The 15,980-nt window shown below is 72.2% G+C and carries 12 protein-coding genes; 4 read left to right on the top strand and 8 right to left on the bottom strand.

Translation table 11 applies throughout. The annotated features are described in order from the left end of the window. Window positions 1-187 precede the first annotated feature (187 nt). The gene (locus WME83_RS11435) at window positions 188-1,501 is read left to right on the top strand and encodes an inositol-3-phosphate synthase (protein WP_437319300.1); all 1,314 of its coding nucleotides are present in this window, start codon (window positions 188-190) and stop codon (window positions 1,499-1,501) included. 83 nt (window positions 1,502-1,584) lie between these two features. Here the strand turns inward: WME83_RS11435 and WME83_RS11430 are convergent, their stop codons facing one another. The 4 genes from WME83_RS11430 to WME83_RS11415 all read right to left on the bottom strand — a co-directional run bounded on the left by WME83_RS11430 (window position 1,585) and on the right by WME83_RS11415 (window position 7,105). Next, entirely contained in the window at window positions 1,585-2,187 is a 603-nt protein-coding gene (locus tag WME83_RS11430) for a hypothetical protein (RefSeq protein WP_437319299.1), read from the bottom strand. A 377-nt stretch (window positions 2,188-2,564) separates the two neighbouring features. Further along, window positions 2,565-4,553 (bottom strand): hypothetical protein, encoded by a 1,989-nt coding sequence (locus WME83_RS11425; RefSeq protein WP_437319298.1) that lies wholly within the window; start codon window positions 4,551-4,553, stop codon window positions 2,565-2,567. Between the two features lie 323 nt (window positions 4,554-4,876). Next, window positions 4,877-5,707, bottom strand: a complete 831-nt coding sequence (locus WME83_RS11420) for a calcium-binding protein (RefSeq protein ID WP_437319297.1) — start codon at window positions 5,705-5,707, stop codon at window positions 4,877-4,879. Window positions 5,708-5,995: 288 nt separating this feature from the next. Further along, on the bottom strand, window positions 5,996-7,105 hold the full coding sequence (locus WME83_RS11415; protein ID WP_437319296.1) for a diacylglycerol/lipid kinase family protein: 1,110 nt from the start codon (window positions 7,103-7,105) through the stop codon (window positions 5,996-5,998). Between the two features lie 457 nt (window positions 7,106-7,562). On the opposite strand from WME83_RS11415, the gene WME83_RS11410 reads away from it, so the two are divergent. Continuing rightward, on the top strand, window positions 7,563-8,246 hold the full coding sequence (locus WME83_RS11410; RefSeq protein ID WP_437319295.1) for a hypothetical protein: 684 nt from the start codon (window positions 7,563-7,565) through the stop codon (window positions 8,244-8,246). An 11-nt stretch (window positions 8,247-8,257) separates the two neighbouring features. On the opposite strand, the gene WME83_RS11405 is transcribed toward WME83_RS11410, so the two are convergent. After that, entirely contained in the window at window positions 8,258-9,784 is a 1,527-nt protein-coding gene (locus tag WME83_RS11405) for an ATP-binding protein (protein ID WP_437319294.1), read from the bottom strand. Window positions 9,785-9,883: 99 nt separating this feature from the next. Between WME83_RS11405 and obgE the strand changes: the two genes are divergently transcribed. Both obgE and WME83_RS11395 read left to right on the top strand, forming a co-directional pair. After that, window positions 9,884-10,906: a GTPase ObgE gene (gene obgE / locus WME83_RS11400; protein WP_437319293.1), complete on the top strand. Its 1,023-nt coding sequence runs from the start codon at window positions 9,884-9,886 to the stop codon at window positions 10,904-10,906. 261 nt (window positions 10,907-11,167) lie between these two features. Beyond that, window positions 11,168-12,931 (top strand): hypothetical protein, encoded by a 1,764-nt coding sequence (locus tag WME83_RS11395; protein WP_437319292.1) that lies wholly within the window; start codon window positions 11,168-11,170, stop codon window positions 12,929-12,931. 47 nt (window positions 12,932-12,978) lie between these two features. Here the strand turns inward: WME83_RS11395 and WME83_RS11390 are convergent, their stop codons facing one another. The 3 genes from WME83_RS11390 to WME83_RS11380 all read right to left on the bottom strand — a co-directional run bounded on the left by WME83_RS11390 (window position 12,979) and on the right by WME83_RS11380 (window position 15,845). Then, entirely contained in the window at window positions 12,979-14,274 is a 1,296-nt protein-coding gene (locus tag WME83_RS11390) for a trypsin-like serine protease (RefSeq protein ID WP_437319291.1), read from the bottom strand. 312 nt (window positions 14,275-14,586) lie between these two features. Further along, complete coding sequence (locus WME83_RS11385; RefSeq protein ID WP_437319290.1) at window positions 14,587-15,339, bottom strand: anti-sigma factor family protein; 753 nt, start codon at window positions 15,337-15,339, stop codon at window positions 14,587-14,589. Beyond that, window positions 15,336-15,845, bottom strand: a complete 510-nt coding sequence (locus WME83_RS11380; protein WP_437319289.1) for a sigma-70 family RNA polymerase sigma factor — start codon at window positions 15,843-15,845, stop codon at window positions 15,336-15,338. Before WME83_RS11380 ends, WME83_RS11385 begins: the two co-directional genes overlap by 4 nt. Window positions 15,846-15,980 lie beyond the last annotated feature (135 nt).

Below are 15,980 nucleotides of genomic sequence, written 5' to 3'. Positions count from 1 at the left end.
AAGGGAGCGCGCCGGAAACGCCCGCGCGCGCGCGCCGGGCCGTGGTGATCGCGGCCGCCGGGCCTCATGCTCCCGGCGGTCGCAGCGCCGCGCGGCCCCGGCAGGCGCCGGCGCGCCGCGCGCACGGCACCGGCGGACGCCCCGCCTCTGCCCGAGGAGCGCCCGCGACCGGGGGGGAACACGTCACGTGAAGCAGCCGAAAGAGATCAAGAAGGCAGAGGGCAAGCTCGCGGTCCTGCTGCCGGGGCTGGGCGCCGTCGCCACGACGACCATCGCGGGCACCCTGCTCGCGCGGCGCGGGCTCGCCCCGCCGATCGGGTCGCTCACGCAGCTGGGCACGATCCGGCTCGGCCGGCGCACCGACCACCGCGCGCCGAAGATCAAGGATTTCCTGCCGCTCGCGGCGCTCGATCAGCTGGCGTTCGGCGGGTGGGACATCTTCCCCGACAACGCCTACGAGTCGGCGCGGCACGCGGACGTGCTCGAGCGCCGCCACCTCGACGCCGTCCGCGACGAGCTCGAGCGGATCCGGCCGATGCCCGCGGTGTTCTACCCACAGTACGTGCGGCGGCTCCACGGCACCCACGTGAAGAAGGGCGCGAGCAAGGCCGAGATGGTGGAGCAGGTCCGGGAAGATCTCCGCGCCTTCCTGCGCGACAGCGGCGCCGCGCGCGCCGTGGCCGTCTGGTGCGGCTCGACCGAGGTGCACATCCCGCCCGCGGAGGTCCACCAGTCGATGGCGCGCTTCGAGTCGGGGCTCGCCGAGGACCACCCGGCCATCTCGAGCTCCCAGATCTACGCCTGGGCCTGCCTGAAGGAGCGCATCCCGTTCGCGAACGGCGCCCCGAACCTCACCGTCGACTTCCCGGCCGCGTGGGAGCTCGCGCGCAAGCAGGAGGTCCCGATCGCCGGCAAGGACTTCAAGACCGGCCAGACGCTGATGAAGACCGTGATCGCCCCGGGGCTCAAGGCGCGGATGCTCGGCGTCGCGGGGTGGTTCTCGACGAACATCCTCGGCAACCGCGACGGCGAGGTGCTCGACGACCCGGAGTCGTTCCGGTCGAAGGAGGTCTCGAAGCTCGGGGTGCTCGAGCACATCCTGAAGCCCGACGTCCATGGCGAGCTTTACGGCAAGCTCTTTCACAAGGTGCGGATCGAGTACTACCCCCCTCGGGGCGACGCCAAGGAGGGCTGGGACAACATCGATCTCTTCGGCTGGCTCGGCTACCCGATGCAGATGAAGATCAACTTCCTCTGCCGCGACTCGATCCTCGCCGCGCCGATCGTGCTCGACCTCGCGCTGCTCCTGGATCTCGCGCAGCGCGCCGGGCTGAGCGGCACGCAGGAGTGGCTGAGCTTCTACTGGAAGAGCCCGATGACCGCGCCGGCGCTGTACCCGGAGCACGACCTCTTCATCCAGTCGATGAAGCTCAAGAACACGATGCGCTGGCTCATGGGGGAGGACCTCATCACCCACCTGGGCAACGAGTATTACGACTGAGCCTGATCACGCCGCCTGGCGACAGGCCTCGACGAGCGGGGAGCGCGCAGGAGGCCGCGCGCTCCCCCAACCTCCGCGCTGGATCAGTGGCTCCAGCTCGTGCCTTCCGCGATCTTCTGACCGGCCGGGCCGAACGTCGTCTGGAGCACCGACTTGCCCTGGATGCGGACCTTGGTCACCGTCTTCGGGATAGACCAGCTCACGACGTCATCGCAGCTCGGCTGGATGAAGCCGCCGCCCGGGTAGTACACGCCGGTCTTGCTCTTCGTCGCGCCGATCTGCACCCAGCAGCCCTCGACCTCGTCGAAGCCGTAGAGCGTCGCCGTCGTCGTCGTGTGCTCGCAGACGCTCTTCGACTTGCCGGCGTTGACGCTGTACGCCATCGCCGTCTGCGTCGACGCGAACGCGTTCTTCACGTTGGTGACCTCCACGACGTAGTTGCCCTTGCTGCTGTAGTAGGTGTTGTCCGGCGACTCGCGGAGGGTGAAGCTGCCGACGTCGCTCGAGTTCGACTGGGCCGCGGTCTGGTCGGCCGTCGGCGGGGCGACGCACAGCGCCTGCGAGGTCTCTTCGACCTCCTCCAGGCCGGCCAGCTCCGCGTCGAGGTCGGTCGCGTCGGCGACGCAACCCACGAGCGCGAACGAGGACACGAGGGACGAGGCGAGGAGGTTCATTGCACGCTTCATGATTGAGCTCTCTTTCCGTTATTTAATTGAACGACACGTGATCTGACGCGCGGGCGGTCCGCCGCGGGTGCGACGGAGTCGAGTCCATCCGTCGCCCGGGTCGCCCTGCTCGCCGCTTGGACCGCGCCGAGCGTCACGCGACGCCTTTAAACAGGAAGCGTGCCACTCCCCGGTTCCGGCGCTCGGCCGCGCGCACGCCGGCATTTTCGCGCCTTCGCGCGCTCCGCGGCCCGGGCGGTCCGCGCCCGCGCCGGCGCGCTGAGGGCGCGCCCCCTCGGCCTGGAGGCGCCGCCCTCCAGGGGGGAGTCGTCAGGGGGGATCGGAGCGCGCCGGAGCGCAGGCCGGGTTGGGATGGTGGCGCGCGGCGGCGCCGGCGCTCAGGGCGCGAACGACACGTCGAGCGAGTACGGCCCGGCGTCGGCCTGGGACCAGAAGCCGTCGACGACGATGAACAGCGGGACGCCGCCGGTCACCTCGAGCGCGAGCGTCTCGATCGCGGGCGCGTCGCCGACGCCTGGCCCTTCGGCGTCCTCGCACGTGAGCTCGGAGCTCGCCCACAGGCAGCTCGACCTCACGGACAGGGTTTGATCGGTGACGGACGACATCACGAGCGTGAGCGTGCCGTCCGCCGGGGGCGTGAACCGGTACACGTCCTCGCGCGTGTCCGGCATGGAGCAGTCGCCCCGGAGGGCGATCGTGCCGGTCCGCGTGTCGCCGGTGTTCACCCCGACGATGGCCTCCCGCGCGCCCTCGCAGACCGAGGAGCAGTCGTCGGCGCAGGCGGCGAAGGCGTCCGGGTCGTCGCACTGCTCGGGCCGCGTGACGGCGCCGTCGCCGCAGATCGCCTGGGTGAACGTGGAGCGCAGCGTATACGGGCCCTCCTCGCCGCGCGCATGCGCGTCGACGACGATGCTCACCGGCTCGCCGGGGCTCAGGGCGACCTCGATCGCCTCGGCGCCCCCGCCGGCAGCGGGCTCGGCGCACGCGAGCTCGGTGGTGGGGTCCTCGCACGCGCCGCGGGCGTAGAGCCCCTGGCCGGTGTCCGACTCGAGCGCGACCGAGAGCGTGCCGTACTGCTCCTCGGGCGGGACGAACAGGTACACGTCCTCGCGTCCGCCGCCCGTGCAGCCGGCCTTGAACGCGCCCGTGCCGAGCGAGGTGTCGCCCGAGACCTCCGGCGGCAGGCGCGGCGCGGCCGCGCAGGCCTCCGCGACCATCGCGACGCAGGGCTCGCCGCAATCGTCGTCGTCGCAATCGACGGCCGCGTCGCGGTCGTTGTCCTCGCCGTCGGCGCAGCTCGCCTCGTAGATCCGGCAAAGGCCGGTGAGCTGGTTGCACCTGCCGCGCGTCGGGCACTGCGCGTCCTCGGTGCACGCCGGCCGGCAGCTCAGCGTCCCGTCGGAGGCGGGGACGCAGGCATAGCCGGGGCGGCAATCGCTCGAGGTGGTGCACGCCCCGTAGCAGAGGTGCCCGTTGCTGCCGGATTCGATGCAGATGCCGTTGCCGGGGCAGGTGCCGCCGGTGTGCTCGCACGAGCTGATGCAGTAGCCGGAGGGCCATCCGTTGAGGTCCTCCCGGTTGCAGAAGTTCCCCGCGCACATCGCGTCGTCGGTGCAGGCGGCGCCGTCGGGCCGGTCGAGATTTCCGCCGGAGCCGCCCGCGCCAGCGTCACCGCCCGCGCCGTCGGTGCCGCCTGTGCCGCCGATGCCGCCGCCGGAGCCGCCTGTGCCGCCGATGCCGCCGCCGGAGCCGCCTGTGCCGCCGATGCCGCCGCCGGAGCCGCCTGTGCCGCCGGAGCCGCCTGTGCCACCGCCGGAGCCGCCTGTGCCGCCGATGCCGCCGCCGGAGCCGCCCGCGCCCCCGATGCCGCCGCCGGAGCCGCCCGCGCCCCCGATGCCGCCGCCAGAGCCGCCCGCGCCCCCGATGCCGCCGCCGGAGCCACCGGTACCGCCTCCCGAGCCGCCGCTCCCGCCCGAGCCGCCACTGCCGCCCGTGTCGCCACTGCCGCCCGTGCCGCCACTGCCGCCCGTGCCGCCGATCCCGCCCGTGCCGCCATCACCGCCCGTGCCGCCACCGCCGCCCGAGCCGCCGATCCCGCCCGTGCCGCCACCGCCGCCGGAACCGCTCACTCCGCCTTCACCGCCGGAGCCCCCGAGGCCTCCGGCGCCACCGACGCCGCCCGCGCCGCCCCGGCCTCCGCCTCCCGTCGCCCCCTCGCCGCCCTCGCCGCCCCGGCCTCCGCCCCCCGCGCCGCCCTCGCCGCCCGTTCCTGTGCTCGAGCTCGGGGTGCCGTCATCGTCCCCGCACGCCGCGGCGCTGGCCGTCAGCCCCAGCATGAGGAGGCAGGTCGTCCATCGTAGTCTCATTCTGTCGCTCCAGGGAAAAGGGGGACTCGCCCGTCGATGACGCGGCGTCACATGTCACCCGCGCGGCGCCATCTTCGGTGCAACCGCCTTTCGTGGGAAGCCCCCACACGCGCCGGTTCCCGGCTCCCTGATGCTGTCGAGACGCCGTCTCGCTCCCGCCGGAGCGCGCGCCCACCGCTCCTTCGCGGGAGCCCGTCTTTTTGTGTGCTGCGCAGGCATGCGCGCGTCGACGGGTCGACGCGACCTCCTCTTCGCGCTGCCCGCGGCGCGCCGGTGGCCGCGTCGAGCCGGCGGGCGCGCGGGGTCGCCCGCCGGCGGTGGCGTCACTGCCAGCGCAGGTGCACGTCGATGACCGCGCCCGTCCGGGCTGCGGCGCCGTCCGAGAACGTGAACGCGGCGCGCTCGATCTCGCAGTTGCCGCGCCCGTCGCAGCGCCGGTCGCGCCCGTACGAGAGCTCGATCGCGACGAGCCCGCGCGACGCGAGCGGCTCGAGCTCTCCGGCGCTCGAGGCGCGGTTCGCGTCGCGGTCGCTCCACAGCACGAGCCGCGACCACGCCTCGTCCCGCGCCGTGATGCTGCCGTCTCCGTCGGAGTCGAGCTCGCGGAGCGCGGTGAACCCGTTGTCCGCGCGGGCCCCGCTCGCGAGCACCGTCGCCGAGCCGAACAGCTCCGCGCCGCCGTCGATCGCCCCGTTGCCGTCCCGATCGAGCGCGAGCCACGGCGTCGCCGCGGTGGGCCAGTCGGTGGCGATCGTGGCCCCGAGCCCGCTCAGATCGAACGCGCCGTTCATCGCGGTCAGGTACTCGACCGGACGCTGATCGAACGAGAGCACGAGCGGCGTGCTGACGCTGCTCGACTGACACCCGGTCCAGGTCGGCACCCCCTCCACGTCCTCGCACAGCTCGTAGCCGCCCATCCCGTGGTCGGTGCAATTCCGGGACTCGCCGACCGTGCACGCCGCCTCGGCCTCCTCGCCGCCGGGCGTGTTCCCGCCGCTCCCTCCGTTTTCATTCCCGTCCTCGGGGGTCACCTCCTCCGCGCCCTCGAGCGCGCTGTCGTCGCTCCCCTCGCCCTCCGCCGAGATCACCTCTCCGACGCACCCGGCGCCGAACGGCACCGCCGCGAGGAGCAGCGAGAAGGAGAGCGTTCCCATGAAACCCAAGCGAGCCCGTGAAAAGGTCGTGTTCATGGCACAGCTCCCGAGCAAGCCACGCGCCAGCCCCCCTCCGCCCGGCAAACCATTGATCTTGCATGCATCGAGGCAGCGAAGAGCGCCCCTGTCTCGACGCGTTTGCCAGCGTGTGCCGGGCGCGACAAGCACTTGTGCCAGATTGGTCGCGCGTCGATCTGTGCCGCTCGTGCGGGGGCGGGCCCCCGATGCGGGACCCGGCAGCTGCGCCCGGGGCGGATGGAACCCCAGGCGGGACGCGCTCCTCGGGCGCTACCCCCGCGGCGGCGCGTAGAAGTCGACGATCCGGATCGGCTCGGTCAGCCGCACGCGGACGCGCGAGCGGTCCCCGCGGACGTCGCCGCCGATCTGGAAGCTCGTCGCCGGATCCATCTCGATCGTCACCTCGTCCACGAAGTAGTCGAACACCGTCTCCAGGTCGTCGAACTCGCCGTTCCAGATGCTCGAGAAGTTCCGCACGAACGTGATCGGCGAGATCATCGACACGCGCAGCTGCATCCGGTCCTGGCGATCGTCGGCGTACGGGAACATCCGGAAGCCGAAGCCGTAATAGGGGATCGTCGACAGCGCCGCGATCTTCGCCGGACCCTCGTAGATGACGCCGCCCTTCTTGATCGGCGCCCCGAGGATCGTCCCCTTCTCGCCGACGCGGATCGCGTCGTTGCCCTCGTTGATGATGCGGCAGTGCGGCGTGCGCCGCACGAGGTAGCTCGGGATCGTCCGCGTCGTCGCGGCGACGGCGTACGCCACCGGCCCCGGCGCGAGCCGCTTCAGCGGGCCGCGCGCGAGCGCCGATTTCACCGCGTTGTAGTCGCGCAGCATCACCGCGTCGATCCCGAAGCCGCAGAACGGCGACAGGATGTCCTCGGCCTCCACGAGCCGCAGGTTGCGGCTCCCGGCCTCGGCGCGCAGCCGCTGGAGATCCACCGCCAGCCCGGGCTTCGCGCCCGCGCCCCCGGACGCGCCGAGCACCCACGCCAGCGAGTTGCCCGTCCCCAGCCGGAGCAGCCCGAACCGCGGCAGCGGCAGCCCGCGCCGCTTCGCCTCGTTCACCACCGCCGTCACCACCACGGTGAACGTCCCGTCGCCCCCGCCCGTGAGGATCGTGCCGTAACCCCGGTCGACGAGGATCCGCGCGATGCCCTCGCTCTCCTCCACCCGCCGCGACACGAACAGATCCCCCGTGTCAAGGATCTGATCGAGCGTCTCGATCACCTCCGCCGTCACGCTCTTGGCGTTGCCGTTCACCACCACGGCAATCCGGTTGCTCGCCGCGCCCCGCGGCACGTCGCTCGAACGACGCGACGCATCAGCGGCCTGGGAGACGTCAGCGGAGCCGCGACCGGCGGGCGGAGAGGTCATGCACCGCGATCTACCACGACCGCCCCCCGCGCTTGGAGATCGCGCGGGCGCGCGCCGTGGAAGTGGAAGGAACGACGACGACGCCACGAGGCCGACGCGGGCGCCGGCGCCGGCGCGGGGGGCCTCGCTCGACCGGCGCGTCGAGCCCGCCGGGATCGTGCTGTAGGCCAACGTGGCCAAAACAGCGCGCACGCGGCGGTCGCCGCTGTCCGAGAGAGCCCCAAGCGTGCGATGCTCATGGGTTTTGGCTCTCGGGCCGATCTTGGGTCATGCTGACCAACGGGAAAGAGAGGAGCCTCCCCCGAAACATAGTGGACGGGGTGGTCGATTTTTTGGTAAGGCGACGACCTGTCGAGCCAATTGGGCTTGACAGCCGTGCGGGTCTTTCCCCCGCGCGGGCGGCGCGCTTGTGGCGAAGGGCCGCGACGATCTCGTACCCAGCGGGGGACGCAGCGACATGCCGAAGATCACAAAGCAGGGCAGCTCCGAGAAGGCGACGGGCACGAAGAAGAAGGCCTCTTCGAGCGCCAAGGGGGGCGCTGAAGCTCAGCTTGCGAAACCCGTGAATCCGGTAATCAAGGAAGATTCGAAATCGGCGTCAAGCGCCTCGAAGCGTAAGCTCGGCCTCCGCGGCGCTGCGCCCTGGGCTGCCCGGCACGCCGCGAAGCACGCCGCCGAGGCGCGGGCCCGGGCCGCCGAGCCGGCGCCCCCCGGCAGCGCCCGGGCGACCATCCGCGTGCCCACCGGCGCGGAGGAGATCAAGGCGAAGATCGCCGAGCTCCACAACCAGACCCAGAAGATCCGCACGCTCCGCAAGCGGCTCGACAAGGGGTTCTTCGACATCGGGGTGGTGCTCGCCGAGATCCAGCAGCAGGAGCTGTATCAGGCGAAGGGCTACGGCTCGTTCGAGGCGTTCCTCGAGCGCGAGATCGACCTCGGCAAGCAGACGTCGCTGCGCCTCATCAAGGTCGCCCACGTCTTCCAGCGCGAGGTGGCGCTCGACTACGGCATGGACCGGCTCTTCGTGGCGCTCGCCGCCCTCGAGGGCGAGGTCCCCAAGCCGGCCCCGTCCGCGATCCCCTCGGCCCCCGGCTCCAAGCCGCCCCTGCCCCTGAAGCCCCCCATGCGCATCGTCGGCTGAGCCCGCGCCGCTCAGATCCCGGCCCCCCGCGGCGGCAGGGAGCTCGTCGTGGGGCGAGACACGGGCACCGGCTCGGGGGTGAAGCGGGGGAGCCGCACGCGGACCGTCGTCCCCTCGGCCGCGTGCGTGCTCACCTCCACCCGGCCCGCGTGCTGGTCCACGATCTTCCGGACGATCGCGAGCCCGAGGCCGGTGCCCGCCGCCTTCGTGGTGAAGAACGGATCGAAGATCTCGGCGAGGATCGTCGGGTCGATCCCGGGCCCGGTGTCCCCGATCGACAGCCACACCTCGTGCGCGTCCCCCGACGCGCACGCCCGCAAGACCCCGCCGTCGGGCATGACGTCCAGCGCGTTGACGACGAGGTTCAGGACCACCTGCTTGAGCTTCTCCACGTCGCCGAGCGCGAAGCAGTCGTCGGCCAGATCGCGGACGACCTCGACGCGGTGGCTCGCGAGCGCCTCCTCCTCCAGGTCGAGGACGTCGCGCACGACGCGGGCCAGGTCGACCGGCTCGCGGTGCGGGGCGCGCGGGCGGGCGAGCTCGAGGAACTCGCCGAGGAGCCGGCCCAGCCGGCCGATCTCGGCCTCGACGATGCCCACCCGCCGCTTCATGGGCTCGCGGATCGCCTCGTCGGAGAGGCGGTCGATGCCGCGGCTGAGCAGGTGGAGCTCCAGGACCGCGGCGTTCAGGGGGTTCCGGATCTCGTGCGCGAGCCCGAGGGCGAGCGGGGCCATCGCGTTCAGCGCCTCGGCGTCGGCGGCGCGCCGCTCGAGCGCGCGCCGCTCGGTCACGTCGATGCCGATGCCGTAGACGAGGTCGGTCCGGCCGCCGCGCCCGCCGCTGCGGACGCCGGAGAGGTGCCAGCGCACCCGGCGGATCGCCCCCACCGCGTCCCGGACGCCGACCTCGACCTCGGCGGCGGCGGCGTCGCCCTCGACGACGCTCTGGAACGACTGGTTGAACCGGCGCTGCTCGGACTCGTCGACCAGCGTCTCGCAGAACGGCATGCCGAGCGCGGCGTCGCCGCCCACCCCGGTCAGCGCGGACAGGCGCGGGTTGAAGAGGGCCACGCGGCCGTCGGCGTTCAGGCCGAGGATGAGCACGTCCGCCGCGTCGACGATCGCCCGGTACCGCCGCTCGAGCTCCTCCCGCTCCCGCTTCAGCGAGATCTTCTCGATCGCCTGGGCCACCGTGGAGATGAGCTCCTCGGGCCGGAACGACTTGAGGACGAAGGCGAAGGCGCCGGCGCGGAGCGCGGCCATGGCGGTGTCCACGGTCGCGAAGCCGGTCACGAGGACGATCTCGCCGTGGGGGGCCGCGGCCCGGAGCGGGGCGATGAGCTCGAGCCCGCTCGCGTCCGGGAGCTTGACGTCGACCACGGCCACGTCGAAGCCGTCGCGGCGGGCCGCCGCGAGCCCCTGCTTGCCGTTCGGGGCGAGGGCCACCTCCACGTCGAGCTCGCGCGCGCCCTCGAGGACGTCGCGAAGGTTTCCGGCGAGGCTCGTGTTGTCGTCCACGATCAGGATTCGAGCGCGCACCTGGGATCTCCTGGTCGAGCGGTCCGGCGGGCGGCCCGATGCACGGGGCTGCCTTCCGCTGTGGGGTCTTTCCTGAGTTTTATGCTATGAGCCGCCACCATGCGGTTCGTCGATCAGTGCCGTCTGAAGGTCATCGCGGGGGATGGCGGCAATGGAGCGATCGCATTCCGGCGCGAGAAGTACATCCCGTTCGGCGGCCCCGCGGGCGGCGACGGCGGCCGCGGCGGGGACGTCGTCTTCGTGGGCGACGAAGGCCTGTCCACGCTACTCGACTTCACCTACGCGCGCACCCTCGAGGCCGAGCGGGGCGAGCACGGGATGGGGAGCGACTGCCACGGGCGCGCCGGCGCCGACCGGGTCGAGAAGCTCCCGGTGGGGACGCAGATCTTCGACGCGGAGAGCGGCGAGCTGGTCGCCGACGTGACCGAGCACGGCCAGCGGGTCGTGGTCGCCCGCGGGGGCAAGGGGGGCCGCGGCAACCTGCACTTCAAGTCGCCGCACGACCGGGCCCCCCGGCGCGCCGAGCCGGGGGAGCCAGGCGAGGCCCGCGAGCTCCGCCTGGAGCTGAAGGTGCTCGCCGACGTCGGCCTGCTCGGCTTCCCCAACGCGGGCAAGAGCACCTTCGTCGCCGCCGTCTCGGCCGCCCGGCCGAAGATCGGCGACTACCCGTTCACGACGCTGACCCCGACGCTCGGCATGGTCGAGATTGGCGGCGGGGTGCGTTCGGGCGGGTCGAGCTTCGTCATCGCGGACATCCCGGGGCTGATCCCGGGCGCGAGCGAGGGGGTCGGGCTCGGCACCCGGTTCCTGAAGCACGTGGAGCGGACGCGGGCGCTCCTCCACCTCGTGACGCTCGATCCCGGCGACGGCCGCGAGCCGCTCGCCGACTACCGGGCGCTCCGCAAGGAGCTCAAGAAGTTCAGCCCGGAGATCGCGGACCGCCCCGAGGTCGTCGCCCTGACCAAGGCCGACCTGACCGAGGTGCGCGAGGCCTACCCGAAGCTCAAGGCACGGTTCGCGAAGGCGAAGGTGAAGCTCCACCTCGTCAGCGCCGCGACGGGCGAGGGCGTGACCGAGCTCATCCGTGAGCTCGCGGCGATCGTGCGTAAGCGCGAGGAGTGAGCGCGCGCAAGCGCGAGGCGTGAGCGCGCGCAAGCGCGAGGCGTGAGCGCGCGCAAGCGCGAGGCGTGAGCGCGCGCAAGCGCGAGGCGTGAGCGGCCGAGCGCGGGAGCTCGCTCCGCGCAGATCACACGGTGTCCTCACGTGGGTCGACCGTGCACATCGGTCGCCGATCTGGCGAACGCGCGCCGTCTGGACAAGGCGGCGAAGTTGGCGTCCACTTTTCGTTTCGGACTCACGCGTCCTGCCAGGAGAGGAGGCCCGATGCGCTGGTCGATCTTCAGCTTCAGCAAACCGTCTGCCCTTGCGTGGTGTGTGGCCCTCTCGGCGGCGCTCGGCGCGAGCGGGACGGCGCGCGCCGACATCGTGCAACCGAACGGCACCACGATCCCCGCGGTCACCGGACGGTTGAGCGACCTGCTCAACGGGTCAGCGAACAACGACAACATCGACGAGATGATCGACGTCGTGGCCGACGCGGCGGTGGAGCCGCAGGTGTTCTCGCCGCTCTGCGAGTTCAGCGGCAAGTACATCGCCAAGGGGGGCGGCGCCAACTTCGCCGTCGGCTGGTACAACGTCGACGACAGCCGCGCGAGCGACGACCCGCCGAAGTACGTCTCGGTGGACACCGGCGCCAACCTCAACACGGCGGCGCCGGAGAGCGATATCCAGATCCTCTTTCCCTTCTCGACCAGCCTGCCGCCGGCCGCGATGCGCGAGCTGACAGCGGTGTCGATCCGGGAGAGCCCCGCGTACGCCGGCGGGCTGATCGGCTTCGTGCTGATCCCCAACCCGAACGGCACCGGGAACAACAACGCCACGCAATACCATTACACCGAGCACCGGTTCAACGTGGCGTGTACGGCGTGCGAGACGCCGGGCCCGTGGTACTCGGACCTCATCTATCGATCGAACGAGCTGCTCAACACGTTTTACCTGGGCTTCGAGGATCTCGACTTCCAGAACGCGGCCGGCGCCGCGGGCGTCAACGGCAACGATCTCGACTACGAGGACTTCCTGTTCCGCTTCTCCGGCATCACCTGCCCCGAGGCCGGCCAGCCCTGCGAGGTGGACGAGAACGTCGGCGCGTGCCGCCTCGGGATCTCCGACTGCGACGCTCAGGGGCAGGTGATCTGCACTCCCTTCGTCCTGCCCGGCAGCCAGGCCGAGCAGTGCGACGGCGTCGACAACGACTGCGACGACGTCATCGACGAGGAGGCGCCCTGTCCGGAGAGCCAGGTGTGCAACCGCGGCCGCTGCGTGGATCGCTGCGGGTCCGCGGAGTTCCCGTGCGAGCAAGGGTTCGTGTGCCAAGGGGGCCTGTGCGTCGAGCAGGCCTGCGTCGACGTGATGTGCGAGGTGGGCGAGGTGTGCCGCGGGGGCGAGTGCAGCGCGCCGTGCGACGGCGTGGTGTGCCCGCACGACCAGGTGTGCCGCGCCGGGCGCTGCATCGACCCGTGCCAGGACGTCGTGTGCAACTCCGGCCAGGTGTGCGAAGGCGGCGTGTGCGTGCTCCAGTGCAACTGCCGCGGGTGCCCGACGAACGAGCGCTGCGACATGGAGAGCGGCCGGTGCGTGGAGGCCGCGTGCGCCGACGTCTCGTGCGACGAAGGCACGTATTGCCGCGAGGGCGCGTGCGTCGATGTCTGCGACGGGGTCGCGTGCCCCGCGGGCGAGCGGTGCGAGGCGGGCGCGTGCGTCGAGGCGCCGCCGCCGCCGACCACCGCCACCACCTCGATCGGCGCGGGGCTCGACACCGTCGCGTCGTCCGGGGCGGGCGACGCCGCGTCCGGCTCGGGTGGGGCCCCCGCGTCGGGCTCGGGCGGGGCGCCGCCCGCCGGCGCGGGCGGCGGCGATTCCGGGAGCGGCGAGTCGTCGGGCTGCGGGTGCCGCCTCGGCGCCGACACGCCCTCCGCGGGCGGCGTCGCGGCCCTGCTCCTCGCCGCCGGCCTCGCGTTCCGCCGCGGGGTGCGCCGCCGGCCGGCCCGCGGGCAGCGCCGCGCGTCCGGCGGCGGTGAGATGCGCTGAAGCTCGCGAGGGCGCGCGGCGCGCGAGCCGCCCGCGCGCCCTCGCTCCTACGGGCGCTCGACGATGAAGCTCGAGGTCTGGTCGTCGAAGTCGTAGCTGTCGAGGTTCGCGTCCGCCGTGATGACGCGCGACTGGGGCGAATACCTGAAGAACAGGTCGTAGAGCGTCAGCGTGAAGCCGTCGGGGACGCGGACGGAGCTGATCCGCTTGTCCCAGGCGCCGCCGATGAGGTAGCTGCCGCCGACGCCGTAGAGGAGCGAGTCGCCCGAGAAGTCGGCGTGCTCGTAGAGGGCGACAACGTCCTCTTGCGGGTCCGAGGCGCGCGAGACGACGAAGCTCGAGATGACATCGCTGAAGCCCGCGGCCACGAGATCGACGTCCGAGGTGAAGACGCGCGCCTCGCCCTCGAAGTTGTGGTGGAAGAAGACCGTGACCCGGAGCCCGGCGGGGACCTCGATCGCGCTCGCGCGGTCGTTGCCGATGATCGCCATGTCCGGGAGGTTGTGGCGGCCGATCCCGAAGCCCTGCGAGACGCCGGAGAAGTCCGAGAGGTCGTGGAGCACGACCTCGTCGTCGGGGTGGTCGGTGGGGCCGCCGGCGATCGTCGCGTCGATCCACGCGCGGTGGCGCGCGACGTCGACGCCGGCGAGCGAAGCGTGCACGTTGGTGCCGTCCTGGCCGCTCGAGGCCGAGAACACGGCGACCTGACGCCCGTCGACGAACCACGGGCCGCCGGAGTCGCCGCTCCAGCCCGAGCCCGTCACGCCCGTCGCCAGGAGCTCGTCGTCGGAGCGCCGGCCGTCGATGTGGACGATCGCCTTCTTGAGCGACGGCGCCATCACCAGCGGCGTGCCCTCGCTCCCCCAGCCGTAGACCGTCGCGTCCCTCCCGTCCACGGCCGGCCCCGCGGGGGCGAGCTCGACGACCGCGCCGCCGGCGTCCTCGGTCAGGTGAAGCAGCGCGATGTCGACCTCGGCCGAGGGCACCTCGACGGCGTCGACCTCGATGCGCCGGCCCTCGCGGTACGTGTTGCTGCCGATGCGCACCGCCGACGTCTCGCCTTCATCCGCGATGCAGTGCTGCGCGGTGAGCACCCAGCGCGGCGCGACGAGCGTGCCCGTGCACTGGTAGAAGTCGCCCGTGTCCCCGCGCACGTCGAAGACCTGGACGGCCCAGGGGCTCGCCTCGGCGATCTCGCCGCCGATGATCTCGGACGACTGCCACTCGAGCGACTCGAGCGGCTCGTCCGACGCGCCTTCGCCCGAGCAAGCCGTGGAGAGACCAAACGTGACGCCGGCGCAGATTGCGATACCTAACCTATTACCAAGCTCATTTTTGTTCATTTCATCTCCGCATGGTCACGTCCGGAGTATGCGGCGATACCCGGGCAACGCCAGGCGGCGCTCTGGAACGGCGGCGTTCCAGGCGTAGAACATCGACAGCGCTGGATGAGCGGTCTGGCCTGTCGGAGCTCGTGCACATCCACGAGAAAGGTTCGCTCAGCGCGGCCGGCGCGCCGTCGAGTCCAGGTCGAGCCGTGCATGCACGACGAGGATCGCTCTCCCGTGAGCGTGCCAGTGTGGCCGCGGAGCGCAGGCGACCTCTCGGCGCATGAAGGACAGCAGCATCGTCGTCGCCCGGGCCGGGCCGCGGCGTCACATCGAGAGCCGCGCGGCCTCCTGGACCTCCCTGAGGCGCGGGTCGTCCGCGCGGCCGACCACGGCGAACCCGTAGCCGTCTCGGAACCAGTACTTCGTCGCGAGCCCGCCGTCGCGGCGCGTGCCGGTGAGCTCGAACAGGGGCCGGGTCGGGCGGATATAGAAGCTCACGCGCTGACCGCCTCGATCCTCGTACATCAGCAGGACCGCGGCGCCATCGTCCGTGGCGAGCAGCCGGACCCCGAGGAGGTCGAACCCGAACGGCGCCAGATCGGGCAGCGCCACCGGGCGCCCCAGTCGGACGGACAGCCAGGCCTGAAGGTCGATCCCCTCCCCCGCCGTCATCTCCACCGGCCGCTCGCGGTCCGTGGCGAAGGTGCGGTACGCCACGAGCGCGTCCTCCATGGGAGGGGGCAACCCGATGAGGCTCATGGAGCGCGCCTTCCAGCCGCCGAGCCCGCCGAGCCCGAGCGCGACCACGAGCGAGGCACAGAGCATCGCGCGCTGCCGGGAGCGGTGGCGCAGATCGCGCCGGATCGCGAGCGGGTCGAGGCGCGGGTTCGGCGGCAGCAGCGAGGCCCCGGCGAGCTGGGCGCGCAGCTCCTCGGCGTTCCGCCGGTAGGCGGCGACGCGCGCGCGCTCGTCGGGGTGCGACGCCAGGTACGCCTGGACGTCGCGCGCTCGATCACGATCGAGCCGCTCGTCCACGAAGGCGTGAAGCTCGTCCTCGGTCGGGGTGTTGCGGCTCATTTCACTCTCCGGATCCGGGCGGGTGCCGCCTCGCCCTCGGTCAGCGCTCGGTAGGCGTCTCGCGCGCGGGAGAGGCGCGACATCACGGTGCCGATCGGCACGTCGAGAGCCTGGGCCGCCTCCTGGTAGGAGAACCCCTCGACCGAGACCAGCAAAAGGACCGCGCGCTGATCGTCCGAGAGCCTGTCGAACGCGCCGAGCGAGGAGCGCGCGATGACGGTCTCCTCGCCGGGGTGCTCGCCCTCGGCGTGGACGCCGAACGCCTCCAGCAAGCGCCGGACGCGCCCCGCGCGCCTCCGGCTGTCGAGGAACTGGCGGTACATGATCGCGTACAGCCAGGCCTTCAGGCTCCCGTCCGGGCGCTTCGTCCGCCAGCGCGAGAGGGTCCTCTCGAGGCAGCTCTGCACCAGATCGTCGGCGGCGCTCGCGTCGCGCGTCAGCGAGACCGCGAACCTCCGCATGCCCGGCAGCAGGGCGCGCAGCTCTTCGTCGTTCAGATCGCTCATCGCCGCTCCTGCCCGCTCCTCGGCTTCAAGCCCTCCACGGCCGCGAGACGCCGCCCGCGCGGCGGTTATTCCATGGGGGATCTTCTTTGTCGTCCACGGAATAACGCCCCTCGGGGGGCGTCACGGCAGCATCAT

Origin of the sequence: Sorangium sp. So ce385, from assembly GCF_051474135.1 — a bacterium.
Lineage (GTDB): Bacteria > Myxococcota_A > Polyangia > Polyangiales > Polyangiaceae > Sorangium > Sorangium cellulosum_D.
This window is presented reverse-complemented; position numbering and strand designations above follow the sequence as displayed.

Bases quoted from the DNA above. Each gene is read 5' to 3' on its own strand.
- WME83_RS11425 (WP_437319298.1), bottom strand. From the start codon at position 4,553: ATGAGACTACGATGGACGACCTGCCTCCTCATGCTGGGGCTGACGGCC.
- WME83_RS11390 (WP_437319291.1), bottom strand. From the start codon at position 14,274: ATGAACAAAAATGAGCTTGGTAATAGGTTAGGTATCGCAATCTGCGCC.
- WME83_RS11410 (WP_437319295.1), top strand. From the start codon at position 7,563: ATGCCGAAGATCACAAAGCAGGGCAGCTCCGAGAAGGCGACGGGCACG.
- WME83_RS11415 (WP_437319296.1), bottom strand. From the start codon at position 7,105: ATGACCTCTCCGCCCGCCGGTCGCGGCTCCGCTGACGTCTCCCAGGCC.
- WME83_RS11420 (WP_437319297.1), bottom strand. From the start codon at position 5,707: ATGGGAACGCTCTCCTTCTCGCTGCTCCTCGCGGCGGTGCCGTTCGGC.
- obgE (WP_437319293.1), top strand. From the start codon at position 9,884: ATGCGGTTCGTCGATCAGTGCCGTCTGAAGGTCATCGCGGGGGATGGC.
- WME83_RS11380 (WP_437319289.1), bottom strand. From the start codon at position 15,845: ATGAGCGATCTGAACGACGAAGAGCTGCGCGCCCTGCTGCCGGGCATG.
- WME83_RS11430 (WP_437319299.1), bottom strand. From the start codon at position 2,187: ATGAAGCGTGCAATGAACCTCCTCGCCTCGTCCCTCGTGTCCTCGTTC.
- WME83_RS11395 (WP_437319292.1), top strand. From the start codon at position 11,168: ATGCGCTGGTCGATCTTCAGCTTCAGCAAACCGTCTGCCCTTGCGTGG.
- WME83_RS11385 (WP_437319290.1), bottom strand. From the start codon at position 15,339: ATGAGCCGCAACACCCCGACCGAGGACGAGCTTCACGCCTTCGTGGAC.